This is a genomic window from Paraburkholderia rhynchosiae (assembly GCF_002879865.1).
In the GTDB taxonomy this organism is placed as follows: Bacteria; Pseudomonadota; Gammaproteobacteria; order Burkholderiales; family Burkholderiaceae; genus Paraburkholderia; species Paraburkholderia rhynchosiae.
The window spans coordinates 82,217-98,061 of sequence record NZ_PNXY01000012.1 but is presented as its reverse complement, the minus strand read 5'-3'; the positions used below and the strand labels follow the sequence as shown (position 1 = coordinate 98,061).

Sequence of the window (15,845 nt, the reverse complement as noted above, 5' to 3'; positions counted from 1 at the left end):
CATATTTCGCTGAGTGGCTGAAGCGCGGATGTACGAGTGGATAACGTGACGCGCAGAGCGACGCGTTTGGTCGCTCGCATTGTTAGACCCGCGCCGCGGGGTGCGGCGGGGTCTATCGATCAACCACGCGACGAGACCCCTCATGAATATTGCCAACGATATCAACCCGTCCAATAACAACCCATCGGATGTTGCGCAGATCGATGCGCCGGCGATCGATATGGGCTCGATCTACGAGTCCGTGCTTCGCTCTTTAGCGCAAATGTTCGCCAGCTACGGCATCACCCAGGCCGACCTCGACGACAACGCCGGCTCGGAATTGACGAGGCAAAGCGCGTCGGGGGCACTGGCGAGTTATATGCACGAAAACGGCATCAACACGCTCAATCCGGATCAGCTCTACAAGCTAGCCTGCGGCGCCGATGCCTGCGTGCAGTCCGGCGTGTCCGATGCGGCGCGGTACATGCTGCAGAACCCGGACATTTTCAATCAGATCGAGACGCACGATGTTGCCGGCGCAGATGGTATTGCCGGCGTGAACGACTTCGATTGGGCGGCGCAGGGCGGTCTCGGCGATGTTCCAGTGACGCTGGTCGCTGTGGCCGCCTCACAAACCGATGAACAAGACGCGGCGGGCGCGCTCGCAAGCTATATGCGTGGCAACGGAATCAACACGCTCAATCCAAACGCTCTCTACAGGCTTGCCTACAATCCGCCGGTCGGCACTTCCCTCGAAGTGTCGGCCGCCGCCTCGTGGATGCTGCAAAACGCGGATGCGTTCAATCGCATCGAGACGCACGATGTGCCGGGCGCGGATGGCATCGCGGGCGTGAACGATTTCGATTGGGCAGCGGCCAACAGCGTCGACCAATCAAGCCTGGTTTCCGAGGCGTTCTGACCGGCCCTGTCGCGTGTCGCCGGTGGCATCCGCCAGTTTGCGTCCATAGACGACACGCACGGCCCCAACCCCGTCTCAAAGCTGAAACAGGTTTTGCGGCACTTCACTTCTCGTTCGTTGCCACCTCGCTGCCCCCTGAACATTCGACAGGACCTGGCTTCAGCCTTATGCACGCTGGACGTCAGGGTGGCATGGGCTCGCGCGCATTCTTGAGAGACGGGCATTCCCGATCAAATCGACCCTGCCCCGTGTAACGTTTGCGAAACATCGCGCAACCTGGATGGCACTCGCCGAGCGCATCGACAGAGCGCTGTTTGTCGCGTAGCAAGCGTTTGCGCCCTCATGGCACGGTCATTGCAATGTCAGATTCACGAGCGAGTCTGTTGCGACCGAACGCGACCTCACCTCGCGCGCGCACATGGAAACAAACGCCAATGCGTTTTTTGACGCAAACGGCGGAGCCCATTGAAAAAATCAAGCCATAAAAACCGAAGAGTGGTTTGTACTACAAATTAATTAAAGATCGTGAAAACGGCCGGTCAGGCTGTTTTCGGGGGGGGACTCGTGAAAACGATAGATCGTATCGGCATTGCTTGCGCAATGCTCGTGGCGACTTGCGCGTTGTCGTTACCCGCGCAGGCCACCCTTGGCGAGAGGGTCAGCAGTGTAGGGAGCGACCAGGTTCGAATGCACGCCACCGCACACAGCGTCACTTCGCAAGCTGCATACACCGTCCATCTGATTACGCTGCCGTCGGGCACTGTGGTGCGCGAGTATGTGCGTGCGGACGGCATGGTATTCGGTGTCGGTTGGGAAGGACCGACATTGCCGAATCTGAAAGCTACGCTGGGCGAGGCTTTCGATAAATACGTTGCGGCTATCGCGACGCGCCGGGCAACTCCGCTTGCCGTCTCGAGCGATGCTCTGGTGGTGGTCTCGGCCGGCCATTTACGTGCGTTCGCGGGTTACGCGTATTTGCCGCAAGCGGTCCCGACTGGCGTCGACGCCAGCGCCATCCAATAGCGGAGCGATCATGCGCGATCCAGATTCGCTCCTTGGTTCAGGTTCGCTTGTTAAGCTGCTCGCGGCTACATTGCTCGCGGTGGCAATAGTCGGATGCGGAGGAGGTGGTGGCAGTGGTGCGGGCAGCAGTTCGTCCAGCGCATCGGCGCCAACCCAATCGGTCACGAGTCCCCCCCCCGCGCCGCAAATGGCAGCCTCTAACGCCGCAGCGGTGATCGTCGATTTCGGCGTGATCGGTGTGCCGAATATGCCCTTTGTCAGCGTCACGCTCTGCGTGCCGGGCACGACGCAGTGTCAAACCGTTGATCATGTACAGGTGGATACCGGGTCCGCGGGGCTCCGCATATTCGCTTCGCAACTGCCGCAGTCGCTCATACTGCCGCAACAGAAGGATGGTGCGGGCAACCTGCTTGCCGAATGCATGCAGTTCTTCGACGGTTATACGTGGGGTTCAGTACAGCTTGCCGATGTACTGATCGGAGGTGAAAAAGCGGCGTCGCTGCCTATTCAGGTGATCGACCCGAGCTATGGCGCGATACCCTCGGACTGCAGCAGTCTCGGTGCGTCGCGCAACACCCCTGCGAGTCTGGCAGCCAAAGGGATACTCGGCATTGGCGTTTTCAAGCGCGATTGCGGTCCGGGCTGCGCGCACAGGGCAGTGCCGGCGACCTACTATGGCTGCATCGGGAACAGTTGCACGTCGATCGCCGTCGCCGAAGACCGGCAGGTTGCCAATCCGATTCCCTACTTCGCGACGAATAACAACGGTTCGATTTTAATGTTGCCGGCCGCGTCGCCGAGCGGTGAAGCTTCGCTCACCGGGCAACTGGTCTTCGGCATTGGTACGCAGAGCAATAACGGCCTGGGCAATGCGCAGGTGATCGGAGTCAATCCGTCGAACGGCATGTTCAGGACGGTGCAGAATGGCACGAGTTACTCGATGAGCATGATGGACAGCGGCTCGAACGGGCTATTCTTTCAGACCGGCGTGCTGCCGACCTGCGCGAGCCCAAACAACTTGTATTACTGCCCCGCTTCCACCCAGCAGTTGAGCGCCATGATTGAAGGTGTGAATGGCACAACCAGTGCCGTGTCATTTGATGTCGGCAATGCCACGGAACTCATGCACCTCCGCGGCGGCAATTCAGTGGTGCCGCTGCTTGCCGGTCCGGCGTTCGTCACCCCGACGACCTTCATCTGGGGCATGCCATTCTTCTACGGGCGTAACGTCTATGCTGCTGTCGAGCAACAATCGACGCCTGGTGGAAAGGGCCCCTATATCGCGTACTGAGATATGCGGGGTTCGTCGGCCATCTGCCGGGAAAGCGTCAGCTTTCGCCATCAGCCGCGCGCCGCGGCGTGCATGTTATTCAATACCCGCAGCATGTTACTAAAACCATAAAAAAAGACGCCAATCAGCATTCCCACCGATTATCTGCACACGCAACGCAAGGGGAGCGTCGCGCTACGTATGACCGCATTCGCCAACTTTGGGTCTCATTCGGACACGCGGTGTCGTAAGTTTCAATTGTTCTATAGGATCGACTCCAGTGACTACAGCGCTTCAGTGAAGATCCAGACTTTCACAATAAAGATGTGATGCGGGCGGCAGATCAGGAAGCAGGGACGAGTGGCGGGCGACGCTTGAGTCTTTTGGAGAAGTGCCTCGGTGCAATCGTGCGTTAGGCAAGTCTGCAACGTTGAGTGAGGGTGCGGGCCGATGGGCTACCGCCGCGCTCGACGTAGATCAGTTTCGAATCAAAATGGGGCGACGTGTCGATATTGCGACTGCGTTCCCGCGCTCGCCGTCGATAGATGCGCCGGGACGCTTATGGCGATCTTCTACTTTGTCAGGCGGGTCGGCGCGACACTGCTCATGCGGTTTCCGTTGGCGCTTCACGCGGGCGCCGAATCTTCCACGCCCGTACCGCATATCTCTATTTGCAGCGTAACAGTCATGCGTGACTGCGTTGCACACCTTCGTGCGTATTGACGAACCTGTCTGATTCGTCGAGAGAAGCTAATTGTGTGGAGAAGTCCAGGGAGTCGATCGGTCCTGTCCCGCGATCCCTGCCTTGCTAATACATCCGTCAACGGCTTCATCACAGAGGGACTCACAGATTGCGCGCATATCGACCTCAATTCGCGCCGCAAGCGCTGGCGCTCGGCGCTGCTCTCGCGTTCTGCGCGCCGGCGCATGCTGTCGACCCGGCACTGAACTCGCTCGGCCAGGCGGGCGGCCTGGTAATTCCCTATGCGTTCCCCTTGCCGGAGGGTGTTGGCGAAGCGCAGTACAACAACTACATCGACCCCCGGTACGGCGCGCGGGCGACGGGGTCCCAGGTCTACTGGGGTGCGGTCGGGCTCTTGCCGTACGTTGAGGTGGCTGGCGGGCTGGCGAACTATCCCGGGGACGTGCCGGCGCAATTCGCCGGACAGGATCACATAATCTTTCGTCATTTGATGGCCGATGTGAAACTGGCAGTACCGCAGTTCTTCAAATATCAGCCGGTCATTGCGTTCGGCATGACCGACGTCGGCGGTCAAACACATTTCTTGCGCTCGAAGTATGGCGCGGTATCACAACCCTTTGGGCCGCTCAACCTGACAATCGGCTATGGACAAGGCGATCGGCTCGATGGTTTGTTTGGCGGTGCCCAGTTGTCGCTTTGGCAGACGGGACTATCGCTGCTGGCAGAGCATGACTCGAGGACGCCCTACGTAGGCATGCGTTACCAATCGCCGCGGATCAGTTGGCTAGCCGATGCCAACCTGATCGCTACCGTGATGCGCGCGGTCAGATCGACAGACCGCGTATCGCCGCGCACGTCGATCTCGGTGGGCATTCAGATACCGTTCGGCAAGCGGTTCAGTGCACAGCGCTGCGCAGACGGTCTGTGCGGTGGCACCAACGCTCAGATACAGCAAGGGCCGGCCGACGCAGACGCAAGCGAAGCTGTCGTGCCGCGTAGCTTGCAGCCGCTTCACGAGACAGAAAAGGCAGAACAGCCGAATCGCCTTGCCGGTGACGCAGTTCCATTTGTGCCGCCGCTGCGATCCTACGCGTCTATCGCCGTGGCCAATGCATCCTCTGCGGTGTCTGCCGAGCGTGCGCCGGCTATCGCTGAGTCGCTGGACACGTCCGCGCTCGATTCGATCGCCGCGCAGCTCTTTGCCGCAGGGCTCGAACGCGTGCGAGTGGGGATCAGCGGCGGGGATCTCATCGTCGAATACGAGAACCACCGATACAACCAGAACGAAGCTGATGCGCTCGGCATCGTGCTGGGCGTGGCGAGCATCAATGCACCGCATGGCATCGAGCGGATACGCGCGGTAGTCAAGAAGGCCAATGAACCGCTCGCCGATATCTCCGTGGATCGTGAAGCCTACGCACAGTTCCTCGCCGGTGGGTCACCGTCAGCATCAAGCGCATCAATGACGATGCGAACGCGACCAACTTATGACGCAGACTCGATTGAATGGCACGGCGATGATCGGCGCCATGGACTCACGCGGATTCAGATCTCGCCCGTGACGAGTTATCTCTATGGCACTGAGTACGGAAACTTCGATATTTCGCTGGGAGCGAATATTCAAGGATTCGTTCCGCTCTGGCGGGGCGCTGAACTGTACGCAAGCTACATTGCCCCGTTGTACAACACGAAGAATATGGACGATCACCGCGTGTTCGGCCAATACCGCCTGCGCGGCGGCCTGGCCACTGCCGCGTTGGCGCAAAGCTTCTGGATCATGCCGGGCGTCCTGAATGTGGCCGCCGTAGGCAGGTTCAACTACCGCTACGTCGGCATCGAGAACGAAACCACTGCATTCGTCCCGGGCCGTCCGGACCTTGTGCGGGTACGTCTCGCCTATCTGCATCAGCAGCCCGGTGAAGACACGCTGCCGCACCAGGAAAACGCAATGATCACCTACCGATGGGTTCAACCTTCGTGGAACCTATGGATCGAGGGTGGGGTGGCGCGCTATGTGGGCGGAGACAAGGGTCCCCTTATCACGCTGACCCGCTGGTTCGACGACGTATCCGTCAGTGTGCATGGCGAACACAGCGGCCGGGGAAGCTTCCTGGGCGCAAGCATCAGCTTCCCTCTCACGCCGCGTCAAGGTATGAAACCGGGTATTACCCAGATCGACGGGCCCCAGTCGTTTGCACTGGATTTCCGTACGCGCGTTGGATCGACCAACTACCTGTCGCCTGGCGCAGCGGAGAACCTCAACTTCCCGTATAGCACCGGCCAATATCTGCTGAATCAGGGACGTTTTAGCGCGGCCTATTTTTCGACGCAGATGTATCGCATGCGTGACGCGTATGTCCGCTATGCGCGACCGGACAAGGGTGCGCCGAAGCCGGATTGACATGCAGAGCCAAGCGCTTATTCCACTGCCGCAGAAATGGCGCCGCGGGTTGTGCGAGAAACCAGTTTGCAGGAAGTAGCGACAGTGCAGGCTTATCCGCCTGCGAAATTGTGAGTGACTTTCTCCCGGAGAGAAACCATGAAGCTAGTTAACACCCGCGCGTGGCGCGCGCTGCAGCTTGGATCGATTGCGATAGCGAGCAGCGCGCTCGTTGCATGTGGGGGAGGCGGCGATTCGCCGGGTTCGACCATTAAAGGAACGGCGGCAGTCGGCGCGCCGGTGGCCAACGGCGCGATCCAGATAAGCTGCAAGAACGGCTCCAGCAGCGCGACTTCAAATTCGAACGGAGGCTATTCGAGTACGTTCCACTTCGACGGTCCGTGTTTGCTGACGGTCACAAGTGGTTCGATTGTCCTCAATTCATTTGCCGCCGGTGCGGGGACATACAACATCACCCCGCTTACCCAACTGCTTTTGAGCTATCTTGCCGGACAACTCGGCACGACGCTCAATGGTCTGATTGCCGGCATCACGACCAATGCAAGCTACCAGCGTGCGCTGACGAATAGTACGGTGATAGCGAACGCGGAAAACGCGGTGGCACAACTGATAAAGAGCCTGTATGGCGTGACGCTGTCCACGAATTCGTTCTTGACTGTATCGTTCACGCCAGGTCAACCTGGGGCGGACGCGGATCTCGACGCGCTGCTGGGCGCAGGAGCGATTACGAGTAATGGCCAGCCTGCCGCGACGCTCGCCAGCGCGGCGCTTGCCGCTGGCGCTGCGGCACCCATTTCGGGTGGTGGAACACCTCCGCCGACCGGCGGTACGGGTGGAACGGGCGGCACGGGCGGAACCGGTGGAACGGGGACGTAGACCGGACGGTACCCTGCAGGGCCGGCAGATTCATTCGGACTCTGGAGCAATTCAGAAGGACGGGCGGATTACGTTTGGGATTTCGAAGAGCGTGAGCCGGCAATGAGCAGGCTGAGAGCTTTGATCGGCTATTCAAAAAGGCATCTGGACCGCGAGGTCATCGTCCTGTGCTGCGATTTGAGCAGGACGATGACCGGCGATTAGCGCCTGGCGGTGCTTATCCGCAAGCGCCCACCTCGCCGCACGCGGTGCAGAAGTCGCATCCGTCCTTGCGGATCACGGCGTTCGCACCGCACGATCCGCATTTGCGCCCGAGCATGGTATGCAGTCCCGGCACTGTGCCAGCCTGCGTCAATTCGGATGCGTCGGCCTCGCCCGGATGCGGACGAATGCCGAAGTCCGCGGACAACGCCGTTTCCGCTTTCATCTGCCCGCGTGGCAAACGCGCGAGCAGACGCGACGGAACCTGATTGCCTTCGGCGTCGAGAAAGCCGCGGCGATGCAGAATCTGCTGAATCGCAAAGGCGAGGGCGGCCACTTCCGAATCGTGCCAGCGCGGCGTGCGGTGACCGTCCAGACGCTGCACTTCGCCAAGGCGCACTTGCCCGCGGTCCCACGACACCTTGCGCATGTCCTGCAGATTGCGCGCGACGAAACCGCCCCTCGCGGCGAGCGACAGCGAACGCATGGTCGCCGTAATCCATTGCTGCGACTCGTCGCGCTGACCGGTCGGGATGAAGAATTCGATGGGCCGCTCGATCGTCACGTCTTCACCGCCAAGGCGCCCGGTCACTTCGATAAACGACACAGCGACATACAGCGATTTCTTGCCGGCTTGCGTCAGATACTCGACCTTCTCGATGATCGCCGGCAGCTCGCCTTTCGGCCGATGATCGATCGCGATACGCAGCGGGTCGAGATCGCTTTCGGCCAGCGTGTCGTCGGCTTGCGCCGGGCTCACACTGAGCACCGCGCCAAGCGTTTCGTTCGGGCGATAGGTAGCAAGACCCTTGAGGCCGCTTTTCCATGCATCGAAATAGAGGCTTTCGAAGGCTTCGAACGGATAGTCGGCGGGCACGTTGACCGTCTTCGAAATCGACGTGTCCACGTAAGGCTGCACGGCCGCCATCATGTCCAGATGATCGCGAGCGGACATCTCGAGTGCGCTGACGAAATAGTCCGGAAGCTTGCTGACGTCGCCGCCCAACTCGCGATAAAGCCGGTACGCGTAGTCTTCGACATCGAACGATTCGCGGCCGCCGTCGGCCATCACTTTCATGCGCGTATAAGTCCACGAGAACGCTGGCTCGATGCCGTTCGACGCGTTGTCCGCAAACGCGAGACTCACGGTGCCGGTCGGCGCAATCGAAAGAAGGTGGCTATTGCGGATGCCGTCGCGGCGGATCGCTTCCTTGATGTCCTCGGGCAGGCGCGACGCGAAGGTGCCCGCTTCGAGATAGCGCGTGGCATCGAAGAGCGCAAACGCGCCACGCTCCTTCGCGAGTTCCACTGACGCGCGATACGCCTCGTCGCGCATCAGCCGCGCAATGCTCACGGCGAAGTCGCGGCCTTCCTGCGAGTTGTAGCGCAAGCCGAGCATCACGAGCGTATCGCCGAGTCCCGTAAAGCCGACACCGATGCGCCGCTTCGCGCGCGATTCGTCGTATTGCTGCGGCAGCGGCCACAGCGTGACGTCGAGCACGTTGTCGAGAAAACGCACCTGCGTACGCGTGCGTGTGGCGAGGCCGTCCCAGTCGAATGAAGGCTTGCGGCCTTTGAGTTGCGCGAACGGATCGAGCACGAAACGCGTGAGGTTCAGCGGCCCGAGATTGCAGCAACCGTAGGCGGGCAGCGGTTGTTCACCGCACGGATTGGTCGCGCGAATGGTTTCGACGGCGCGCAGATTGTTGTCCTCGTTCATCCGCGAGATGAAGACAATGCCCGGTTCGGCGACGTCGTAAGTGGAGCGCATGATGCGATCCCAGATCGCGCGCGCGGGCCGCTCGCTGTAGACCCACAGGCCGTCGTCGCGCTGCCTGACGTCGCCGGCCGCGCGCAGCGCCGGTGTCGGCTCGGCGCGGTGTACGAGTTGCCAGGGCTGGTCTTCCTCGACGGCGCGCATGAATTCGTCCGTCACGCCGACGGACACGTTGAAGTTGTTCCAGCGCCCCTTCGAATGCTTGGCCTCGATGAATTCCAGCAGGTCAGGGTGGTCGCAGTCGAGCACGGCCATCTGGGCGCCGCGCCGCGAGCCGGCGCTTTCCACCGTGCGGCACGACGCATCGAATACATCCATATAACTGCACGGACCGGACGCCGACGAACTCGTGGTGTGAACGCGCGCGCCCTTGGGCCGGATCGCGGAGAAGTTGTAGCCGACGCCGCCGCCACGCCGCATCGTTTCTGCCGCTTGCAGCAAGGCTACGTAGATGCCGGGCAGCCCTTGTTCGTCGACGCCCTGAATCGCGTCGCCGACCGGCTGCACGAAGCAGTTGATCAGCGTGGCGGCGATGCCCGTGCCCGCGGCGCTCATAATGCGGCCCGCGCCGAGCGCCCCGTGCCGCAGGTTGTCGGCGAACAGCGCTTCCACCGATTCGCGCAGCGCCGCCGGCTCGGCCTCGGCGACGCCGCGGGCGACGCGCTGGTAGACGTCGTCGGCGGATTGCTCGTCGCCTTTCGCGTACTTTTCTAGCAGGACGTCGGTGGAAAATTGCTGGGGAGCGACTAGCGGCGTTGGAGGCGGAGAGGCGGGCGCGATGGCCGCGCGAGTGTCCGGCCGGTTCGACGTCTGCGGCGTGTCTTCTGCCATGGTATGCCCTCAAGCGGCGCCGTGCCGGGCACGGCGCGATGGGTGGAAATGCGCGTCACTGTACCGCCGCGCATTGAGCCGGCAGGATGACTTGACGCAAGCAGGTCCACCTTAACGCACGCGGCGAAGGGCCGCAATTGGGGCGGTTTGCGCGCGGCACGCTTACGAAAGCTGGGCCGCGGCGCCCGCCTGAAGGCAGGAATTCAGCAGGAAGATCAGGCTTCGGCGGGCAGTGCGCAGAGGATTTCGGCGCAGATCATTGCCGAAGCGTTTGACGGCGCGGGGCGCTCGGCCGGCTTGAACACGGCATCGCCGCGGCGAATCTTGCGGCGCGATACCGCGCACGTTCCGGAGGTGTGCGCCGACCGGCGCCGCCACCGCTGCTCGCCGTAATGACATCGTCCCGGCTCGACCCAGCGGATCACCAGCGTCGTGTCGGAGCGCTCGAGAATCTCGATGCGTACGCCGTTGGTACCGTCAAGGGGGATGGACTCCAGGGTCATCATCGTCGGCTCCGTATTTGTGGGTGTGCCGAATGTAGTCCCCAGCCAGCCAGAGAGCCATTGTGTCTCCGTTGAAACACTGTTCCCCGATTAGCAACAATCCGACTTGACTTTCGGACGCGCTCGAATCGGCGGGGCTTGGCGGAGCGCTGTTGACGCGCAAGCAAGATAAGTACGCTTTTTGCAACGCAGTGTTGTAGCCAGTGAGACAGCAAAACCCTGTCCCGGAGGGCCGTGCACGCTTCCTTTAAGATGTCGTTGTCATTGCGCGAGTGCGTCCCGGAAGTTTAGCGGGTTTGCTTTTTTCCGGTCGGCTCCCGCGCATATCCGCATCGTTACAAGAGTCCCCATGAATTCACGTCCACCCTCCGCCAAGCCACAATCGACGCATCCCACGCAGTCGCTGCTGACGCCCGATCGCGTTAAAAAGCAGAACGCGGCTTCACTGGCGCTTTATGTCGGACTGGTGCTGCTGGCCTTGTGGGTCGTGCGCGACTTCATTCCCGTGGTCGCGTGGGCAGGCGTGCTTGCGATTGCGTTGTGGCCGCTTTTGCGAAAAGTCGAAGGCAACCGCTGGCTGACCGGCCGCACGACGTTGATCGCCGCGGTGTTGACGCTTGCAATCGCGTTGCTGGTCGTGCTGCCGGTGGGTATCGGCATCGCCCAGGCGCTGCGCGAAGCGCACGACCTCAGCGATTGGTTCAAGTCCGCGCAGGAAAACGGCGTCGCGATGCCGGACTTCATTCAACGTTTGCCGTTCGGCGCGCAGCAGATCGCGGCATGGTGGCAAGCTTATCTGGCGCCGCCTTTGCGCGACTCGGCAGCGATGAAGGGCTTGCACAGCGCGACGGTCGTCACGCTAGGCCGCCACTTCGGCGCACGCGCCCTGCATGCCGTGAGCGTCTTTGCGTTCATGCTGGTGACGCTGTTCGTGATCTTCCAGGCGGGACCGCGCCTGTCGGGCGCACTGGCCAAAGGTCTGCGGCGCGGTTTCGGCGATGACGGCGCAGAGCTCGTGCAGCGCATGGCCGCGGCGGTGCGCGGCACGGTGTCGGGACTGGTGGTGGTCGGACTCGGCGAAGGCGCGCTGCTGGGCGTCGCCTATTTCGTCACGGGCTTGCCGCATGTCGCGTTGCTCGCGCTCGTCACCGCGATCGCGGCGATGCTGCCGTTCTGCGCGCCGATTACCTTCGGACTCGCCGCACTGTGGCTGTTCTCGCAAGGCTCGGTGGCCGGCGCCATTGGCCTCGCGGTGTTCGGATCGATCGTGGTATTCGTCGCGGAGCACTTCGTGCGGCCGGTGCTGATCGGCAACTCCACGCGCCTGCCTTTCCTGCTCGTGCTGTTCGGCATTCTCGGCGGCGCGGAGACGTTCGGGCTGCTTGGGCTCTTTATCGGCCCTGCGCTGATGACCGTATTGATGGTGTTGTGGACCGATCTCGTGCAGTAGTTGCACGCGCGTTATTGCAGCCCGCAGTCCGCGGACCCCGATCCGCGGCGCTCATGGCCGCTGATTCGACGGATGTTCCGGTGCCGGCAGCTTCATGCAGCCGAGCGTGTATTTCAATGCGCTCGGCAGCAAAGCGCTCCACACATCCCACGTATGTCCGCCGTCGATAATGCGCAGCGCCGCCGGATTACCCGCCATCCGAAGCTGCGTGTAAAGCAATGACGCATCGGCCTGAATCGCGAGGTCGTCGTCGCCGGCGGCGATGAACATGGGGACGCGATACGGCCGGCTCATATATCGCTCCCACTGCGCCGGATAATTCAGCTCATGCCAGATGCGCGGATCGAACTGGCGCTCGCCGAACACACCGACGCGGCGCGCGGCCGAACCGCGCGGCGGCTCGTTCGCGTAGATGGCGGGACTCAGCAGCAGCGCGCCGCAAAAGCGCTCTGGCTGTGTCATCACGTAGCGCAACGCGCCGAAACCGCCCATCGACACGCCACCGATCATCCGCCCCGCGCGTTGCGTCGACACGGCGTAATGCGTTTCGACTTCGGGCAGCAGATCGTCGAAGAACGCGGTCTCCATCTTCTCCTTGCGATCGACGTACCAGTCCGTGCCGCCTTGCGGCATCACGATCGCCAGCGGCGGGATGTCGCGGTGTTCGATCAGCGCGTCCACCGTGCTTTGCAGATGGCCGTGGACGATCCAGTCGTTGGCATCGCCATTGTTGCCGTGCAGGAGATAGAGCACCGGAATGCGAGCCGCGTCCGGACGGTAGCCGGTCGGCAGATAAAGCGTGTAGGACCAATCGCGTCCGAGCGCGGACGAATGGAAGCTCCGATTCGTCACCGTGCTGGCGAAAGACGAAGCGCCGAACGTGGCGCACAGAACCGCCAGCGCAGAATGTAGGAATAGACGCATGTCAGAGTAGGGAGCCGCCGCGCCGGATAAGGCGCGGCCGTCATGCTATCAGCATCTGAAAGAAGTTTGGCCAGGTACGAGCGGGGGCACGCGTCAGCCCTGCGCCAGGCGCGCGGCGCGTGCCGGGCCGGGAGAGTGCTTCTCTATATGATGCGGCCTAGGGCTAGAGGCTTCCAACCCGACAGGCTTAAGGCGACGTGCGAAGCCGCGCGCTGAACAGGCGCGTCACGAAGCGCTTGAGCGGCTCCGTGCCGCACGCGACGGCAACCAGCGCCGTGACCGCGCAAGCGTCGGCGAGCAGACCGAGCGGATAGTTGAGATAGCCGTCGGTCGCCGCATACAGCACCGAGTCCACCACGAGCGAGATCACGGCGCCGGCGATGAAGCACAGCAACCCCTTGCGTCCGATCACGCCAATCAGCGGTAAGGACTGCGCGAGCTTTTTCGCCCAGCCGAGTTCGATCAGATTCGCGACGAGCCAGGCGATGGCGACGAAATTGACCGCTCGCAAGTAGGACAGATTCTGCTTGAGGCTGGCATCGAGCGGCTCGCGCTCGATGAAGAGCTTGTAGTAAGCCGCGACTGCCACGACGGCGCACGCCGCGAGAGTCGCAAGCCAGCCGAGCCGATGCGCGCTGACTCGCTGGTAGATCGGCTGGCAACGCGCGAGCACGCCCAGCACGAATAGCAACTGCCAGGCAAGCGGATTGAAATCCCAATGCATGTCCGGCGCGGCGGGCAAATACGCGTTGATGGCCGGCGCGCCGGCCCACAGCACGACGCTGCCCGCAAGCAGAAGCCAGGGCTTGCTGCGCGCGAGCGGCAGGATCATCGGCACGAGCAGCGCGAAGAACGCGTACATGGGCAGCACGGAGGCGAGATAAGGCTGACGGCGGAACAGGAGGATGTCGCGCAGTGCGGCGACGGGCGTGTCCATCAGATCGTCGAGGTCGGTGATGGCGAGATTCGGTCCGTCGATGCTGAAGGCGCTCAACACGGCGCTCACCAGCAGCATCAGGCCGGCGGTCACCAAAAATGCGCGATAGATTTCCAGCGAGCGCCGCAGGAAGCGGCTGCGTGCGATCGTCTCATTGCGCCGCTCGGCGAGCGCGGCGTAGGCGGTCGCGGTCGTGAAGCCGCCGAGGAAGACGAAGACTTCGGCGGCGTCGCACAACGCATAAGCGTGCAGCGTGACCCGCGACACGATGCTTCCGCCGATGTGGTCCACCACGATGATTAGCAGGACGAGTCCACGAAAAAAGTCGAGCTCGATCAAACGGGATTTCGATGGTTGCATTCTTTTTATGCCAAAAGCAGCCCCGTGCGACGGCGCGCTCTTTCAGCGCGTCAGGCGTCTCACAAGGCTTTTTGAAATAGTGGATTGGTGCTGCGGCGGACACGCGACCCGCGTCGCCGTTTTCAATCGGCCGGGTCATGCGGGCACGATCGGTCGAGGCAGTAAAAGTGACTCTTGCAGCAGGGCGGAGTTCCGCTCTCGTGCCGCGAAAGTCAGCGATTATATTTCTTTCTGTGACAAGTCTGTTTTGAACCGCACAGTGGCGCGAGGCCGTGTGCTCTGCGTGTCGGCGCAATAGGCGGTTAAAGACAGTGGAGATTTCGCAACGTTTTGAGATATCCACGCGACACCCAATGGACGGACGGCTTACGGCGTGTGAGGATTTCCAGAAAGCGCGTGAGGCTCCACAAGCGCGTTGTCCTAGCGTCGAAAAAGAAAGCGTCGGATCGAGTTGTCCCATTACTCGAGTGCAGGGGGATCGTCATGAACAAGCAAGTGTTCGCGCTGGCTGTTTCCACCGCTGTGTCCGGCACTTTCGCCCCGCCCGCTTCGGCGCAGACGAGCGTCACGCTGTACGGCGTACTCGACGAGGGTATCAACTACACCAACAATGCCGCCCGCGGCCATGTCTACGAGCTGGTGAGCGGGTATGCGCAAGGCAGCCGCTGGGGCCTCAAGGGCGCCGAAGAACTGGGCGGCGGGCTAAAGGCGATCTTCCAGCTTGAGAATGGCTTCGACGTGAGTTCAGGACGCTTCAATCAGGGTGGCAGGATGTTCGGGCGGCAGGCTTTCGTCGGCTTGAGCGCCGAGCGTTACGGCGTATTGACGTTCGGGCGGCAATACGATTCGGTGGTCGATTATCTGGCGCAAACCACGGCCAATGGCAACTGGGCCGGCTCCCTTTTCTCGCATCCCTACGATAACGACAACACCGACAACTCGTTTCGTCTCGACAACACCGTCAAATACACGAGCCCGTCTATCAGCGGTTTTCAATTCGGCGGCACCTACAGCTTCAGCAACGATACGAACTTCGGCAATAACCGCGCATACAGCGTGGGCGGGCAGTACGCGTATGGCGGCTTGCTGGTGAGCGCAGCGTATTTACAGGCCAACAATCCGGGCAATGGAGCAAATGGAGCGATTACCGCCAACGACGCGAGTTTCGTCGCGGCCCGCATGCGCGTATTCGGCGGCGGCATCACGTACACCTTCGGTCCGGCGACGGCGGGCTTTGTCTATAGCAACTCGAATTATCTGAATCCGACGGGCAACGGTTATCTTGGCATTACGCCGCTCGTACCGCCGGGCGTGTTGCTCAACTCGTTGAAGTATCAGAACTTCGAGGTGAATGGCAAATACCAGGTTTCACCGATGCTGTTTGTCGGCGCGCAGTATGTGTACACGATGGAAACCTACGATGCGTCGAGCGGCGGCGTGAAACCGAAAATACACTCGTTTGGTTTGATGGCCGATTACAACCTGTCCAAGCGAACCGACGTCTACATTCAGGGCGAGTATCAGCAGATTACCGGCGACTCGACATATTCGATTCTGGACGAAGCTTTTATACCCGGCGCACAGGCACCGTCATCGACGTCGAAACAGGTGGTGGTCCGCGCGGCAATACGGCATAAGTTCTAGATCTGTTTGATTCGGCGTCGATAAAAAACGCGCCTCGGTGAACGATT

At 61.5% G+C, this 15,845-nt stretch carries 11 protein-coding genes; 7 read left to right on the top strand and 4 right to left on the bottom strand.

Going from position 1 to position 15,845, the window contains the following annotated elements:
* The first annotated feature begins 142 nt into the window (after window positions 1–142).
* The 5 genes from C0Z16_RS18200 to C0Z16_RS38200 all read left to right on the top strand — a co-directional run bounded on the left by C0Z16_RS18200 (window position 143) and on the right by C0Z16_RS38200 (window position 7,171).
* Window positions 143–898, top strand: coding sequence for a hypothetical protein (locus C0Z16_RS18200; RefSeq protein WP_102633504.1), 756 nt, complete (start codon window positions 143–145; stop codon window positions 896–898).
* A 600-nt stretch (window positions 899–1,498) separates the two neighbouring features.
* Window positions 1,499–1,921 carry a DUF2844 domain-containing protein gene (locus C0Z16_RS18195; protein ID WP_102633503.1) on the top strand — a complete coding sequence of 141 codons (423 nt, stop codon included), beginning with the start codon at window positions 1,499–1,501 and terminating at the stop codon, window positions 1,919–1,921.
* A gap of 10 nt (window positions 1,922–1,931) precedes the next feature.
* Entirely contained in the window at window positions 1,932–3,212 is a 1,281-nt protein-coding gene (locus tag C0Z16_RS18190; RefSeq protein ID WP_102633502.1) for a DUF3443 domain-containing protein, read from the top strand.
* Between the two features lie 830 nt (window positions 3,213–4,042).
* A complete protein-coding gene (locus tag C0Z16_RS18185; protein ID WP_102633501.1) occupies window positions 4,043–6,295 on the top strand; it encodes a YjbH domain-containing protein in 2,253 nt (750 codons plus the stop codon).
* Window positions 6,296–6,433: 138 nt separating this feature from the next.
* Window positions 6,434–7,171, top strand: a complete 738-nt coding sequence (locus tag C0Z16_RS38200) for a carboxypeptidase regulatory-like domain-containing protein (RefSeq protein WP_167403536.1) — start codon at window positions 6,434–6,436, stop codon at window positions 7,169–7,171.
* A 217-nt stretch (window positions 7,172–7,388) separates the two neighbouring features.
* Here C0Z16_RS38200 and C0Z16_RS18175 read toward each other — a convergent pair whose 3' ends face one another.
* On the bottom strand, window positions 7,389–9,980 hold the full coding sequence (locus C0Z16_RS18175) for an adenosylcobalamin-dependent ribonucleoside-diphosphate reductase (protein WP_102633499.1): 2,592 nt from the start codon (window positions 9,978–9,980) through the stop codon (window positions 7,389–7,391).
* 215 nt (window positions 9,981–10,195) lie between these two features.
* Window positions 10,196–10,483: a DUF3331 domain-containing protein gene (locus tag C0Z16_RS18170; protein ID WP_102633623.1), complete on the bottom strand. Its 288-nt coding sequence runs from the start codon at window positions 10,481–10,483 to the stop codon at window positions 10,196–10,198.
* A gap of 349 nt (window positions 10,484–10,832) precedes the next feature.
* On the opposite strand from C0Z16_RS18170, the gene C0Z16_RS18165 reads away from it, so the two are divergent.
* Complete coding sequence (locus C0Z16_RS18165) at window positions 10,833–11,933, top strand: AI-2E family transporter (protein ID WP_102633498.1); 1,101 nt, start codon at window positions 10,833–10,835, stop codon at window positions 11,931–11,933.
* A gap of 51 nt (window positions 11,934–11,984) precedes the next feature.
* On the opposite strand, the gene C0Z16_RS18160 is transcribed toward C0Z16_RS18165, so the two are convergent.
* Both C0Z16_RS18160 and C0Z16_RS18155 read right to left on the bottom strand, forming a co-directional pair.
* Window positions 11,985–12,857 carry an alpha/beta hydrolase gene (locus tag C0Z16_RS18160; protein WP_102633497.1) on the bottom strand — a complete coding sequence of 291 codons (873 nt, stop codon included), beginning with the start codon at window positions 12,855–12,857 and terminating at the stop codon, window positions 11,985–11,987.
* Between the two features lie 187 nt (window positions 12,858–13,044).
* Window positions 13,045–14,154, bottom strand: a complete 1,110-nt coding sequence (locus C0Z16_RS18155) for an OpgC domain-containing protein (protein WP_102633496.1) — start codon at window positions 14,152–14,154, stop codon at window positions 13,045–13,047.
* Between the two features lie 483 nt (window positions 14,155–14,637).
* Between C0Z16_RS18155 and C0Z16_RS18150 the strand changes: the two genes are divergently transcribed.
* Complete coding sequence (locus C0Z16_RS18150; protein WP_102633495.1) at window positions 14,638–15,798, top strand: porin; 1,161 nt, start codon at window positions 14,638–14,640, stop codon at window positions 15,796–15,798.
* Window positions 15,799–15,845: the final 47 nt, after the last annotated feature.

Coding starts and splice junctions, on each gene's coding strand:
- C0Z16_RS18200 (WP_102633504.1), top strand. CDS start 143: ATGAATATTGCCAACGATATCAACCCGTCCAATAACAACCCATCGGAT.
- C0Z16_RS18195 (WP_102633503.1), top strand. CDS start 1,499: ATGCTCGTGGCGACTTGCGCGTTGTCGTTACCCGCGCAGGCCACCCTT.
- C0Z16_RS18190 (WP_102633502.1), top strand. CDS start 1,932: ATGCGCGATCCAGATTCGCTCCTTGGTTCAGGTTCGCTTGTTAAGCTG.
- C0Z16_RS38200 (WP_167403536.1), top strand. CDS start 6,434: ATGAAGCTAGTTAACACCCGCGCGTGGCGCGCGCTGCAGCTTGGATCG.
- C0Z16_RS18175 (WP_102633499.1), bottom strand. CDS start 9,980: ATGGCAGAAGACACGCCGCAGACGTCGAACCGGCCGGACACTCGCGCG.
- C0Z16_RS18170 (WP_102633623.1), bottom strand. CDS start 10,483: ATGACCCTGGAGTCCATCCCCCTTGACGGTACCAACGGCGTACGCATC.
- C0Z16_RS18165 (WP_102633498.1), top strand. CDS start 10,833: ATGAATTCACGTCCACCCTCCGCCAAGCCACAATCGACGCATCCCACG.
- C0Z16_RS18160 (WP_102633497.1), bottom strand. CDS start 12,857: ATGCGTCTATTCCTACATTCTGCGCTGGCGGTTCTGTGCGCCACGTTC.
- C0Z16_RS18155 (WP_102633496.1), bottom strand. CDS start 14,154: ATGCAACCATCGAAATCCCGTTTGATCGAGCTCGACTTTTTTCGTGGA.
- C0Z16_RS18150 (WP_102633495.1), top strand. CDS start 14,638: ATGAACAAGCAAGTGTTCGCGCTGGCTGTTTCCACCGCTGTGTCCGGC.